At 65.2% G+C, this 13,324-nt stretch carries 11 protein-coding genes and 1 pseudogene; 7 read left to right on the forward strand and 5 right to left on the reverse strand.

Annotation, left to right across the window (positions count from 1 at the left end; all coding sequences use genetic code 11):
- Positions 1-86 precede the first annotated feature (86 nt).
- From ACZY0X_RS28795 to ACZY0X_RS28810, 4 genes are all read right to left on the reverse strand, one after another.
- The gene (locus ACZY0X_RS28795) at positions 87-839 is read right to left on the reverse strand and encodes a hypothetical protein (protein ID WP_463775263.1); all 753 of its coding nucleotides are present in this window, start codon (positions 837-839) and stop codon (positions 87-89) included.
- A 32-nt stretch (positions 840-871) separates the two neighbouring features.
- Positions 872-1,336, reverse strand: a complete 465-nt coding sequence (locus ACZY0X_RS28800) for a hypothetical protein (protein ID WP_463775264.1) — start codon at positions 1,334-1,336, stop codon at positions 872-874.
- Between the two features lie 86 nt (positions 1,337-1,422).
- The gene (locus ACZY0X_RS28805; protein WP_463775265.1) at positions 1,423-2,808 is read right to left on the reverse strand and encodes an APC family permease; all 1,386 of its coding nucleotides are present in this window, start codon (positions 2,806-2,808) and stop codon (positions 1,423-1,425) included.
- Between the two features lie 142 nt (positions 2,809-2,950).
- A complete protein-coding gene (locus tag ACZY0X_RS28810; protein ID WP_463775267.1) occupies positions 2,951-4,909 on the reverse strand; it encodes a primary-amine oxidase in 1,959 nt (652 codons plus the stop codon).
- Between the two features lie 259 nt (positions 4,910-5,168).
- Between ACZY0X_RS28810 and ACZY0X_RS28815 the strand changes: the two genes are divergently transcribed.
- Positions 5,169-5,312 carry a hypothetical protein gene (locus tag ACZY0X_RS28815; RefSeq protein ID WP_463775268.1) on the forward strand — a complete coding sequence of 48 codons (144 nt, stop codon included), beginning with the start codon at positions 5,169-5,171 and terminating at the stop codon, positions 5,310-5,312.
- 67 nt (positions 5,313-5,379) lie between these two features.
- Here the strand turns inward: ACZY0X_RS28815 and ACZY0X_RS28820 are convergent, their stop codons facing one another.
- A complete protein-coding gene (locus tag ACZY0X_RS28820; RefSeq protein WP_463775270.1) occupies positions 5,380-6,699 on the reverse strand; it encodes a M20/M25/M40 family metallo-hydrolase in 1,320 nt (439 codons plus the stop codon).
- A 193-nt stretch (positions 6,700-6,892) separates the two neighbouring features.
- Here ACZY0X_RS28820 and ACZY0X_RS28825 point away from each other — a divergent pair, with 193 nt between their 5' ends.
- The 6 genes and pseudogenes from ACZY0X_RS28825 (at position 6,893) to ACZY0X_RS28850 (ending at position 13,167) form a co-directional block, all read left to right on the forward strand.
- Positions 6,893-8,347, forward strand: a complete 1,455-nt coding sequence (locus tag ACZY0X_RS28825) for an aldehyde dehydrogenase family protein (RefSeq protein ID WP_463775271.1) — start codon at positions 6,893-6,895, stop codon at positions 8,345-8,347.
- A complete protein-coding gene (locus ACZY0X_RS28830) occupies positions 8,344-9,615 on the forward strand; it encodes a hydantoinase/carbamoylase family amidase (RefSeq protein ID WP_463775272.1) in 1,272 nt (423 codons plus the stop codon). Before ACZY0X_RS28825 ends, ACZY0X_RS28830 begins: the two co-directional genes overlap by 4 nt.
- Before the next feature lie 30 nt (positions 9,616-9,645).
- The gene (locus tag ACZY0X_RS28835; protein WP_463775274.1) at positions 9,646-10,674 is read left to right on the forward strand and encodes a LacI family DNA-binding transcriptional regulator; all 1,029 of its coding nucleotides are present in this window, start codon (positions 9,646-9,648) and stop codon (positions 10,672-10,674) included.
- Between the two features lie 92 nt (positions 10,675-10,766).
- Positions 10,767-10,955: pseudogene (locus ACZY0X_RS28840) on the forward strand (TRIC cation channel family protein); the annotation flags it as partial.
- A 209-nt stretch (positions 10,956-11,164) separates the two neighbouring features.
- A complete protein-coding gene (locus ACZY0X_RS28845) occupies positions 11,165-12,664 on the forward strand; it encodes an AlkA N-terminal domain-containing protein (protein WP_463775276.1) in 1,500 nt (499 codons plus the stop codon).
- On the forward strand, positions 12,664-13,167 hold the full coding sequence (locus tag ACZY0X_RS28850; RefSeq protein WP_463775277.1) for a methylated-DNA--[protein]-cysteine S-methyltransferase: 504 nt from the start codon (positions 12,664-12,666) through the stop codon (positions 13,165-13,167). The genes ACZY0X_RS28845 and ACZY0X_RS28850 overlap by 1 nt, the downstream gene beginning before the upstream one ends.
- The last annotated feature ends 157 nt before the right edge of the window (positions 13,168-13,324 follow it).

The following is a 13,324-nucleotide window of genomic DNA, read 5'->3' on the forward strand; positions in this document are numbered from 1 at the left end:
CGCGGGCGCCCCTTACTGTGGCGTAGCTAATATCCGATTTCTCGTTATACCAGCGCCGGCGGCGATGCGTGCCCAATCCAGCTACGTCACGTGGTTGCAGGCGCGGTGTGCTGGACGATCCACGTCTGCCCCTCCTTGGCGGCCCGCACGAGCGCGCCGTACTCGCCGAGGTAGTCCGCGACCGCACCCACCGCGGGCAGCATGCCGAGATAGCGGAAGACCGCCCGCGGACGATGCCGCTTGACCAGTTCATCGTTGGCTGCGCGGGCGACCCCGACGAAGTGCCAGAGCCTGCTCACCAGGTTGGTGTCCGCCGGGCGTGACTCGTCGGGCTCCCCTGTGTCGGCCTCGGCCTCCATCGCGGTCAGCTCGCGATCACACATCACCGAGGCGAGCAGTCGAACCTGGAGATCGCGGTCCTCGATGCCATGCTCGCGGGCCACCGCGCACAACACGATCGACTGATTGGAGAAGCCCAGCAGATCCTGAATCGGCAGCCGATCGGCGATCACGCCGAACACACCCGGGAAGGCGACCAGCAGCGTGTCGAGTGCTCCGACCCGCCGTACCCACCAGTCGACACGGGCGTCGAGGTCCTTCTCGTCCCAGGCCTTCGTGCCCGGCACGTCGGCCGTGTTGAGCACCCAGGCCAGCACGTCCAGCGCTTTGTCGACCGCGTCATCGGAGGCGCCGAGACGGTGCGTCCGCTTCTTCAAGCCGAGAAGGTCGATACCCGCCAGCGCGTCGAGAACCGGATTGATCAGCCCCACCGATCGCTCGAGGGCGTTGGCCACCTCGGCATCGTCGAGCGTCGCGGTGGGCAGGGTGAGCAGGCTCATGTAGCGATCATGTCCGTCTCGCCGGCCACGCGCTAATGATCCGCGGCGTCAAGCCGATGCAACGGTGCCATCATTGGTCCGTTGGGCCCCGGGAAGAGGTGCCGAGCCCGTCGATGCGTCTGGATGATCATCACCACGGTGGCGATCGTCGTCTCCACGACGGACACGATGGTGGCGACGACCAGCAAGGTCCCTGGCGCTGCCTGGGTTGCTGCGGCGGTGGAATTGTGCCCGCACCCGGGTATCGACCAGTGGGCTGCGATCATGGCTAGGTTCATCACGGCCACCATGCACCACGTGCGTAGCGAGGCGTCACGCCAGAGTTCGCGCGCACACATCAGGCAGGCGGCAGCCATTAGCGCCACGGGTAGAGCGGCGAGGGCGAAGACAGACTGGCTCAGCATCGTCAGATGTAGGCCCGCCGAGCCAACGGCCATGATGGCGCACGTCCTGCGGCCTATTGCCGCAAAGCGCGCCGAGGTGTGATGGAGAGTCATGGAGCCGACCTCCCTGTCGATAACCGGGACGACGCACACCGTGATTCCCAGGATCTGACTGGCCCGGGAACCACCGTGTGAACGTGTCAGCGGGTCCGTGGAATCGCCGCGGCGTCGGATGTCGGTTGAGGATCGACGACCACCGCGTCGGTGTCGAGTTCCGGTGGTGGCCTGCGGAACCCACGGGTAAGCACCAGTAAGTAGACGAATCCCAGTCCCACCCAGATGCCGCCCAGGACCTTGGCGGTGCTGTCCAGTGACAACAACAGGAAGATGTCCACTGCCGCGCCGATGATGGGGCACACGACATAGATCAAGGGATTGAGCTTCTCTTGGGCGCGGTGGCGTAGGAAGTACGCCAGGACCGACACATTGACCATGGTGAAGCCGAGGAACGCACCGAAGTTGATGAATGACGTCGACACCGTCAGTGTCAACCAGATCGCTCCGAGGCCGATGACACCACAGACGAGGATGCCGTTGATCGGTGTGAGGTAACGCTCCGACAGCTTGGCGAAGAACCGTCGTGGAAAGACCCCATCGCGCCCCATGGCGTACATCAGTCGTGCCGAACTGGCTTGAGCGGCAATACCCGCCGTGAACTGCTGGCATACCAGGGCCGCCAAGAAGATGGCAGCGAAGAGGTTACCGCCGATGGTCTTGGCGATATCCGACCCGATGGAATCGGAGAGTTCACTGCCTGGCTCGATGATCGACAACAGATAGAGAGTGAAGATGAAGATTGCGCCACCGATCAGCGCGATGAGCACGATGCCTCGGGGAATGTTCCGCTCGGCGTTCTTCGTCTCCTCGCTCAGGGTGCTCACCGCGTCGAATCCCAGGAACAAGTACGCCGCCACCGCAGCGCCAGCTGCGATGGGGCCCAGTTGCTCGACCACGCCAATGAACGGTTCCAGGGTGAGCATCGCCCCCGCGCCGCCTCCGCCCCAGATGTGAGCCATCGAGAACACCAGGTAGAAACCTAGGACCAGGACTTCGAACAGCACGAACAGGAAGTTGGCCCGGTCAGCCACCTTGATCCCGAAATAGTTGATGAGGGTGGTCAACGCGACGAATGCGATGACCCATACCGCCTTGGGCACACCGGGGAACTGCGCTGACAGATACTCCGCACCGACCAGCCATATGACCAGCGGGATGAACAGGTAGTCCAGCAGGATCGACCAACCGACCATGAATCCGACGCGGGGGCCGATCGTCTTGCGTGCGTACGTGTATGCACTGCCAGACGCGGGGTGGCGTCGCGCCATCGTGCCATAACTGATGGCGGTGAACAGGATCGCGACGGTGGCCAGAACCATGGCGCCCGCGGCAGCGCCCTGACTCTTGGTCGCGATGACCCCAAAGATGCCGATGCCGATGAGCGGGCCCATGTAGGCCAGACCGAAGAAGACCACCGATCGCAGCCCGAGAGTGGGCTCCATATGCGGCGTGGATGCCGATTGATTCATTACTGCTCCTGATCGCAGCGAAGAGAATGTGGCGCCGAGACGTCGGCGAAGTCGGCGGCGCAGGAGTCTGCCGCGGCGGGGAGTGGCGTGAGCGTTGTGTCCGGCCGATCGACGGCGTGACCGGCCGGACGGGCCGAGCAGACTAGTGGCAGGTGTCGGCGCCTCCGGAATTGCAGTGGCCGCCATCCTGTTTGGGGATGTTGAGCACGGGACTGCGGTCGAAGAAGCCGTGCGGCTTGAGCGCGAACTTCACGTAGTCGACGGGCATGACCGGCCAGTCCTCGGGCCGCGGGAAGTGCGTGATCGCGAATGCGTGCCACAGCACGACGTCGGCCTGCTCGAGATTGCGGTCGTTGGCCATCCACTGCGGGAGACCCGCGCCGCCAGGATTCTGATTGACGAGATCACCTGCGGGATAGCGTTCCTCGGGGTCATAAGCGGTGACCCACAGGTGCTTCGTGGCATAGTTCGCGCGGGCACTGATGCTGGAGTTCTCGTCGGCGAGCATGGTGGGGCTGTCATGCGGGTAGAGCGCATAGGCCGGATGCTGGTCGAGACGATTGGTCTTGTCCTTGTTTAGGACGTGCCATGTCCGACTCCGTGTCGAATCGGCCAGCCGACCACCCTCAGACTCCGATGCGATCGGGGTGACGGTGTTCGTGAATGCGTTGCCCCACGGGTTGTCTGGGCCCATCGGGATACGCTTGGCATCGATCTCCACCACGCTGTTGTTCACACCGTCGACCATCATGTCCAAGCGTGCGCAGAACATGTGCTGGTGATACGGCGCCCCGACACCGGGGCCGACTTCACTGGCATACGGGTAGTCAGTTCCGGGATACGACGACGGGAACAGCACCCCGGTGAGCTTCGCCTCGCATTCGATGGTGCCGTCGAGGTACAGGTACCAGTAGAACCCGTAGTCGTAGTTGCCCACGGTCGTGAAGGAGCTGATCACCAACCTTCGAGAGCGCCGCACGTCGGACGTCTTGGTGTAGTGGTCGGTGTGCTTCCACAGCGTGCCGAAGTCCTCTTCGTGCATGCAGATCGCATTCGTGATGGTCTGCGGGTTGCCGGACTCATCGGCGAGGGCAGCATCGAAGTAGTGGATCTCACCGAGACAGTCGCAGCCCAGCTTCAACGAGTTGGTGAATCGGCCGAATAGGTACTCGCCGGTGTCGAAGTAGTTCTGCCAGTATCGCGTTGGGGAGGGATCCGCGTAGGGAACCACCATCTCGGCGATCGACGCGCGGTAGAGAACCGGCCTGTCCACCCCGCCGTCGGTGAAGCTCAGCTGACGCAGGATCAGACCCTCGCGCGCGTCGAACGACACCCGGAACTTCCAGTTCGCCCATTCCACGCTGGCGCCGTCCACGGTGAACGACGGTCCCTCGGGCTGGGTGATGTCGATCGGCTTCAGCGTGTCCAGCGTCGGGCCGCAGTACTCGGCCTGGTGAAAGTTGGTGGTCTCCTCGGGAACCGGCAGATGGCGATCATCGACGACCTCGATGACCTCCTGGGCGACCGTGTCGACGTAGGCGCACACACCGTCGACGGGACGGGCCCAGATCATGTCGTCCGGACTCTCCCGATAGAAGCCGAGACAGCGGATGACGCGGCGTCCGTGCTCATTGGCGTGTCCGTAGTGTCCCGCCGAGAGGCCGCACGGCATCACCTTGTCGGGATCGAGTCCGCGCGCACTCATCGCTGCGCGCCATGTCTCATCAGCCTGCAGGATCGGGACGATCATGTCGTTCTCTTCGATCAACATCGGCACGTGACCGTCAGCACCGTCTACGACTGCCTCTGCCACCACAGCCTGCGCGGTGAGGTCGACCCGTAGGTCCTGCGCCAGTCCCGACCGCAGGTCCAGGAGCATGACGCGCGCGATCCGTGGCGGGCATGGTGCGGTGCCGGCCTCGTAAGCCAAGACGTCGCGCTTCGATGGTTCGATCAATCCCACGTAGACGAAGCGCGTGTACGCGCCGATGCGCTCCGGCGTGGACACGATGGTGCGCACCGCGGCGATTTCCTCAGCGGTCAGACTGGCCAGTACATCAGCCGTCGGGGCCGTTGCCCGTCGTTCCTCGAGTGCAGTCACTGGCGTGTTCCTCCAAGGGTCGAGATGGATTGGGGGGTGTGAGGCACGTCATGCCAAACGTTTGGTAAACGATAAGTCCGAAAGGTCGATCACACAACCCCGCAGTTGCAAACGCTTTGCGATCGGGCTCTCCGCGAGGGCGTGTTGGAGTCCTGAACTGGCAGTTCGATCGCCTGCGAGACGTCTGCGCACACAGGTCGACTTCCGTTGGCGAGCACGCGGGCAGGTACCGTGCGCGTGCCTCGCTGACGGCGACCGTGTGGCGCCAGACGCGCTGCCCACATCGGCTGCGACCACCGGAGTGCAGGCAAGTGACGACGATCCCGTCTTTATAGCTGGCCAACCCGTCGACGGCAACGCCGTGGCGGGCGACGTCGTGGCCGTTGACGTCCTGGAATGCTGAGTTCAAGCACTCACGCACTCAAGTGGCACAGGCGATCTCGTCTCCCGTGCCAGCACCGGCACGGAGCTCAGCAGTGCATCACGAAGTCGAGGAGCACCTCGACGCCGAACTCCAACGCCGAGATCGGCACCCGCTCATCGATTCCGTGAAACAGGGCAGCGAAGTCCAAATCCGCCGGCAGCCGCAGAGGAGCGAACCCGAAGCAGCGAATCCCCAACCGCGCGAACGCCTTCGCATCTGTACCCCCGGACAACATGTACGGTACCGGCCTAGCGCCGGGGTCAGCGCGCAACAGGGCCGCGGTCATCGCCTCGACCAGCTCACCGTCGAACGTGGTCTCATACGTCGGCAAGTCGGTGATCCATTCCCGAGTGACGTGTGGACCAAGAAGCTCGTCCACCGTCGCCTCGAAGGCTGCTCGACGACCGGGCAGAATGCGACAATCGATGATCGCCTCGGCGCTGGCGGGAACCACATTCGCCTTGTAGCCCGCCTGCAGCATCGTCGGGTTCGCGGTGTCGCGCAGCGTCGCTCCGATGATCCGCGATATCGACCCCAGTTTGGCGACGGCACCGTCGAGATCGTCCCCGTCGAATCCGTACCCGGTCTCCTCACTGATCGCGGCGAGCAGCTGCGTCACGGGTTCGGTCAGCACGACGGGGAACTCGTGCTCGCCCAGCCGCGCCACCGCCTTGGCCACCGTGGTCACCGCATTGTGGTCGTGGGTGAACGAGCCGTGCCCCGGTTGACCCCGCGAGGTCAGGCGCATCCACGACATGCTCTTCTCCGCGGTCTCAATCAAATACAACCTGCGGTCGTCACCGTCGCGCCGTGGGATCGTCAACGAGAAGCCGCCCACCTCACCGATCGCCTCCGTCACCCCGTCGAAGAGGTCTGGACGATGATCGACCAGCCACTGCGCACCGTGCTTGCTACCCGCCTCCTCGTCGGCAACGAATGCGAACACCAAATCCCTTGGCGGTACGATGTTCTCGCGCTTCAAATACCGCGCGACCGCAACCGTCATACCCACCATGTTCTTCATGTCGACCGCGCCGCGGCCCCACACGTAACCGCCCTCGACCGCCCCCGAGAACGGATGCACACTCCAATCGGCGGCTTCGGCGGGCACAACGTCAAGGTGCCCGTGAATCAGTAACGCGCCACGCGTTGGATCCGAGCCGGCCAGTCGGGTCACCAGATTGCCGCGACCAGGTGCACCACCCTCGACGTACTCCGTGCGATACCCCACCTCTTCGAGCTTCGCCGCCACCCAGTGCGCACAGTCCCGTTCGCCGTTCGTGGTCTCGGGATCGCCGGTATTGGATGTGTCGAACTGAATCAAGGTGCTCACAAGATCGACCACCTCATCGACAGCACTCGCCATCCTGACCACCTCCAATAATCGACGCACCGGATGCCGCCGCCCGGACGCTCGACGCGCACAACGCACCCGTCGTCGAAGTACGGAGCTCGACTCGACGTCGGACACACGGTAGATCGACGCCAAACGATTGGCAAGTGACTGAATGCTTGCTACGTTTACTCGTGTCACACCGCGCCGGATTCGAGGAGAAACGATGACCGCCAGTAACGCCGCCCCGACCGACCTGGTGACCGAATCGTGGATCGACCGCGAGTGGAGATCGGGTGACCGCGTCTTCGACACGATCGACCCCTCGACGGCCCAACCGCTTGCCGCAGTCGGCGCCGCGAGTACAGGCGACGTCGACCTCGCCGTCAGCGCCGCGCAGAGAGCGTACGGCAGGTACGCCCGCGAGACTGCCCATACCAGGGCAGGATGGGCACGCTCAGCGGCAGCGGCCATCCGGTCGAACGCCGAGCGTCTGGCGACGGTCCTGTCCAGTGAACACGGCAAGCCGATCACCGAGGCACGCGGCGAGATCGCCTTCGCCGCTGCCGGTTTCGACAGCGCCGCCGACGCGGCGCTGTCCGCCTCCGGCGAGGTGCCTCATGTTCAGGATCCGCACAAGCGGGTGCTCGTACGCCGCACCGGAATCGGTGTCTGGGCCGTCATCACGCCGTGGAACTTCCCGGTCAACATCCCGGTCGAGTACATCGGCCCCGGTTTGGTCAGCGGCAACGCGGTCGTGTGGAAACCGGCGCCCACCACCGCTGCTGTCGCCGCCGAACTTCGAAAAGTGCTGCTGGAGGCGGACTTTCCGCAGGAACTGTTGCAGTTGATTCTGACCGATGAAGTGGCCACCGCCAACCACCTGGTCACGCACCCAGGAGTCGTCGCCGTCGGTTTCACCGGCGGGAGCACCACCGGGCATGCGATCGCCAAGGCCGCCTGGGACAAGCGCCTGCTACTTGAGTTGGGCGGTAACTCACCCATCGTCGTGCTCCCCGACGCCGACCTGGAGCGCACCGCCGAGGCAATCGGCGCGTCCGCGTTCTTCAACGCCGGGCAGGTCTGCAGCGCCGCAGGCAAGATCCTGACCACCGCAGCAATCGCCGACGATCTCGCTGCGGCACTGACCGAACAGGCCATCCGGAGGGTCAGCGGTTCACCGCTCGACGACTCCACCACCCTCGGGCCGGTCCATCTGGCCGCCAGCATCGACCGATTCGACGCCCTCATCGAAAACGCCGTCACCAACGGAGCCACGGTGCTCACCGGCGGGGCGGCGATCACCGGTGACGGTTACTACTACCCCGCCACGGTCTTGACCAACGTCGCCAACGACGCCCGGATCTTCACCGAGGAGACGTTCGGGCCGGTCGCCTCGATCTCCGTCCTCGGCGACGAGGATCAGCTTCTCGCCGCTGCGAACTCCGGCGACTTCGGCCTGGTCGGGGCCGTGTTCACCACCAACGTCTCCAAGGCGTTCGCGATGGCCGAGCAGATCGACTGCGGTCTGGTCGTCGTCAACGACACCACCAACTACTGGGAGTACAGCGTCCCGTTCGGTGGCGCGGCAGGTCGGCTGTCGGGCCGCGGCCGTCTCGGCAGCCGGTACGCCCTCGACGAGTTCACCCAGGTGAAGGCCATAGCGGTGGACATCCGGTGACCGTTCACGCTCCAGCCACCCTCGTCGAGCCGACCCGGATCGACGAGGACTTGACTCAACTGGCCTCGTTGATCGATGACACGGCGCCCGGCTACACCCGCCAGGCGCTGACCGACATCGACATCGCCGGCCGTCAATGGGTACTGCGCCGCTTCCGGGACGCCGGTCTCGATTCGAGGATCGACGCCGCAGGCAACGTCATCGGAATCCTGCCCGGTGACAATCCGGCCGCCGGCACGTTGATGACCGGTTCTCACACCGACACCGTCGAGGGCGGTGGACGCTTCGACGGCAACGTCGGCGTCGTTGCCGCACTCGAAGCCGTGCGCACGCTGCGCGAGACAAGCACGACGCTCACGCACGACCTGATGGTCGTCGACTTCTTCGCTGAGGAGCCCAACCGGTTCGGACTCAGCTGTCTGGGTTCTCGCGCACTCATGGGACACCTGAGCGCGGTAGACCTGAACCGTCGCGACGAGCACGGCACCCGACTGGGTGACGCACTGCCAGGCGCCGGCCTCAACGCCGCCGACATGCTCAGTGCCGCTGTGGAAACCGGCACCATCCGGGCCTTCCTCGAACTGCACATCGAGCAGGGCCCTTACCTGGAGGCCCACGGCAGCCAGATCGGTCTCGTCACCTCCATCACCGGCATCACCCGATTTCGCGGTCTGTTCAGTGGTCGGCGCGATCACGCAGGCACGACACCAATGAGCCATCGCCGTGACGCGGGCTGCGCAGCCGCCGGAACCGTGCTGGCCATTGAGGCGATCGCCTCGTCGCACCCCAACGGGCGGGGCACCACAGGCGCGGTGACCTTCTCCCCCACTGCCGTCAACGTCATCACCGAGATCGCCACCCTCACGGGCGAATTCCGCAGCCCAGACCTGGACTGGCTCGCCGACGCCGCCTGCCAGCTCGACGTCGCTGCGCAGGCTCAGGCGAGCCAACGCGGTGTGGAACTGCAGCTCGACTGGATCCCCAGCGAGAGCCCGGCGCTGATGGACACCCCGCTGTTGGACATCTGCGCGGGTGTCACCGACGACCTCGGCCTGCGTCAGTCCCGCCTCTACAGCGGAGCCGAGCATGACGCCGCCATCATCGCCAAACGGATCCCCACCGCCATGATCTTCATCCCCTCCCAAGACGGTCGCAGCCATTGCCCCGAGGAGTTCACCCACGCAGCGGAGATCGTCGACGGGGCCACCGTGCTCCTCAACGCTCTGATCCGCATTGACCGGGCCGCCACTGCGGGGCTGGCGCGTTAGGATCCACCAGCAACCACGACGAATACGCACATGACGACACCATCCCGAGGACGCACCCTGCCTCAACTGAGCATGAAACAGCTCGCCGAACTCGCCGGCCTCGACGTCTCCACCGTGTCGCGGGCGCTTCGGGGTGACAACAAGCGAGTCGCCGCAGCCACCATCGCCCGCGTTCAACAACTCGCCGAGCAGACCGGTTTCGTCGCCGACCCCAACGGTGCGAACCTGCGCAGCGGCCGCACACACCTGCTGGGTGTCGTGGTCTCCCGGCTCACCGACATCGTGATGGGCATGGTCGTCACGGCGATCGACGAGGCCGCCCGCAGCCGCGGCTACCTCTCCACCGTCGTCGCCACTCACGACAACACCGACACCCGCACGACGGCGATATCGACCCTGCTCGGGCGTCGAGTCGATGGACTCATCCTCTGCGATTCCCAGATCGGCAACGAGATCCCGCACCAACTCGCCAATCATGCGATGCCCTTCGTGTTCGCCATGCGCGGCTGCGACGATGAGCTCTCCTTCGCCGCCGATGACGTGTACGGCGGCCATCTGGTCGCTGCGCACTTCCTGGAGAACGGCCACCGCGACATCGCCGTCATCCCCGGACCTCCGCAAGCCCGCACCGCCGTCGACCGCGTCCAGGGATTCACCGCCACGATCAGGGCCGAATCGGGCGCCCGCCTGCGGATCGCACCACACGGCGGCTTCCAGGTGGAGGACGGTTTCGACGCCGTCACAGCACTACTGGCCGACCGCGCCGCACCGCCGACCGCCATCTTCTGCACGAATGACCACACGGCGATCGGCGCCTCACGTGCACTCGTCAACGCCGGACTCAAGATCGGCCGTGACACCGCCGTCGCCGGCTACAACGACCTGCCCCAGTCCGCGTACCTCGAGACACCGCTGACAAGCGTCCGCACCGACATCACCCGCATGGGCCACGCCGCGGCAGAACAACTCATCGAACTCATCGAGAAGCGCACCGCGACCTCACTCATCATCAAGCCCAAGCTGATCGTCCGCGATTCCACCAGCACTCCGCGCCGATGAGGGACCACCGCACCAGCAGCCTCGGCAGCACGACCGTGGCGAGCCGCGCGGCGGCCGCCAATACTGCAGTCCCGAAACACTTCACGTAGTCCGTGGTTCTCGAGATCCTGCAGTGGGTGAGTCTGGTCGCCTTTGCGGCCTCGGGTGCACTGGTGGGTGTGTGCAAGAGACTCGACCTCTTCGGGGTCTGCGCCGTCGCAGCCTTCACGGGAGTCGGCGGCGGTGTGCTGCGCGATGTCCTCCTAGGCATCAGCCCACCGACATCACCGAGTAGCTGGCCGTGCTCGGCGAGTAGCTGGCTGTGCTCGGCACCGTCCTCGGCGCAGCTCTCACTTGTCTTTCAACCACGGCAACGGCAACGGCGTGACGTCTCCGCGATGGGTCGACTGCGTTAGGCCAGTCCCCCAGAAAAGCTGAACTAGCCCGCGTGCCCCACATCGATGTCGGTTTTCCGCCAGTGATGTCAGAGCAGACGTGTAATTGTCGAAGCATGCACGAAGATTTCGACCGCTGTTACCGGGCAGTCCAGTCCAAGGACGCCCGGTTCGACGGGTGGTTCGTGACGGCCGTGCTGACCACGAAGATCTATTGCAGGCCGAGTTGTCCCGTGCGGCCGCCGTTCGCACGCAATGTGCAGTTCCTTCCGACGGCTGCGGCCGCACAGGCCGCCGGGTTCCGCGCGTGCAAGCGCTGCCGGCCCGATGCATCCCCGGGATCCCCTGAGTGGAACGTCCGCGTTGACGCTGTGGCCCGCACGATGCGGCTCATCGCCGACGGCACCGTCGACCGCGAGGGAGTCACCGGTCTGGCCGCCCGCGTCGGATACACGACGAGGCAGCTCGAGCGACTGCTGCAGGCCGAGGTGGGGGCAAACCCATTGGCGTTGGCCCGTGCCCAGCGCACGCAGACCGCCCGGATACTCATCGAGACGACAGACCTGCCCTTTGGTGACGTCACCTTCGCGGCGGGATTCTCGAGCATCCGCCAGTTCAACGACACGATCCGCGAGGTTTGCGCACTGACACCCACCGAACTGCGGCAACGCGCCCGAACCAAATTCGGCCGCCATGAGCCTGGCGGGTCGGGCACGCTATCGCTGCGCCTGCCCGTACGGGCTCCGTTCGCGTACGAGGGCCTGTTCGGTCACCTCGCCGCCAGCGCCGTGCCCGGTGTCGAGGAGGTGCGTGGCAGCGCCTACCGCCGGACACTCCGACTGCCGTCCGGTCACGGCATCGTCAGCCTGCAGCCGCGGGTCGATCACGTCCAGTGCGACCTGGTGCTCGACGACTTCCGCGACCTGTCGACCGCGATCGCCCGGTGCCGCCGCCTCCTCGACCTGGATGCCGATCCAGAGGCCGTCGTCGACGCGCTTGGCGCCGACGCGCACCTGAACGCCCTCGTCGCCAAGGCACCGGGACAGCGGATCCCCCGGACAGTGGACGAGGCGGAGCTGGCCGTTCGTGTTGTCCTCGGCCAGCAAGTGTCGATCAAGGCGGCCCGGACGCACGCCCGCCGTCTCGCCGAGGCCTACGGATCACCGGTCAACGACGCCAACGGCGGCCTGACCCACACTTTTCCGGACGCCACACAGCTCGCCGAGATCGATCCGGTGCACCTCGCGTTCCCGAAGTCGCGGCAACGGACACTCATCGCCCTCATCGGCGCGCTGGCTGATGGCGAGATCGCGCTGGGTCCGGGCTGCGACTGGAACCGCGCCCGTGAGCAGCTCCTGGCCCTGCCGGGCGTGGGGCCCTGGACCGCGGAGGTCATCGCGATGCGCGGCCTCGGCGATCCCGATGCGTTTCCAGCCAGTGATCTCGGCGTGCAACTCGCCGCCAAGGCGCTCGGACTGCCCAGCGACGTCCGGGCACTCACCGAGCACAGCCTGCGCTGGCGACCATGGCGGGCCTACGCCACACAGCACCTGTGGACCGCGCTCGAACACGAGGTCAACGACTGGCCGCCGAAGGCCCCGCAGAAGGAGAAGTGATGGAAACACTGCAATCCCGTGTCATCGACAGCCCGGTCGGACCACTCACGTTGGCCGGCACCAACGGTCAACTGCGGCACCTGCGCATGATCGACCAGACCTACGAGCCGAGTCGAGAGGGATGGGACCCCGATCAGGACGCCTTCTCCGACGCCGTCGCTCAACTCGACGCGTACTTCGCCGGCGACCTGCGGGAGTTCGATCTCGAGCTGGACATGGTCGGCACCGACTTTCAACGGCGGGTGTGGGCGGCTCTGCTGACCATTCCGTACGGCGAGACACGAACATATGGCGAGATCGCCCAGCAGATTGGGTCGCCCGGGGCGTCGCGTGCCGTCGGCTTGGCCAATGGCCATAATCCAGTCGGCATAATTGTGCCGTGCCATCGGGTCATCGGCGCGAATGGCAGTCTCACCGGCTACGGCGGCGGACTCGATCGCAAGAGGCAATTGCTCGATATGGAAAGGAATAGTGTCGCACCAGTTGCAACGCTATTCGATTAGCCATTATCGGCCATTGAATGGAATTCCAAACAAATAGAAAATGCCCGGGCCCCCCAATCGAAATTGGGGGGCCCGGGACTTAAAGGGTGTTCGGCGGTGTCCTACTTTTCCACCCGAAAGGGTAGTATCATCGGCGCTGGTAGGCTTAGCTTCCGGG

This window comes from Mycobacterium sp. IDUB_39 (assembly GCF_055419205.1).

What these genes read in the sequence shown, in the direction of transcription:
- ACZY0X_RS28835 (WP_463775274.1), top strand. Translation starts at nt 9,646, where the DNA reads ATGACGACACCATCCCGAGGACGCACCCTGCCTCAACTGAGCATGAAA.
- ACZY0X_RS28820 (WP_463775270.1), bottom strand. Translation starts at nt 6,699, where the DNA reads ATGGCGAGTGCTGTCGATGAGGTGGTCGATCTTGTGAGCACCTTGATT.
- ACZY0X_RS28805 (WP_463775265.1), bottom strand. Translation starts at nt 2,808, where the DNA reads ATGAATCAATCGGCATCCACGCCGCATATGGAGCCCACTCTCGGGCTG.
- ACZY0X_RS28825 (WP_463775271.1), top strand. Translation starts at nt 6,893, where the DNA reads ATGACCGCCAGTAACGCCGCCCCGACCGACCTGGTGACCGAATCGTGG.
- ACZY0X_RS28845 (WP_463775276.1), top strand. Translation starts at nt 11,165, where the DNA reads ATGCACGAAGATTTCGACCGCTGTTACCGGGCAGTCCAGTCCAAGGAC.
- ACZY0X_RS28800 (WP_463775264.1), bottom strand. Translation starts at nt 1,336, where the DNA reads ATGACTCTCCATCACACCTCGGCGCGCTTTGCGGCAATAGGCCGCAGG.
- ACZY0X_RS28795 (WP_463775263.1), bottom strand. Translation starts at nt 839, where the DNA reads ATGAGCCTGCTCACCCTGCCCACCGCGACGCTCGACGATGCCGAGGTG.
- ACZY0X_RS28850 (WP_463775277.1), top strand. Translation starts at nt 12,664, where the DNA reads ATGGAAACACTGCAATCCCGTGTCATCGACAGCCCGGTCGGACCACTC.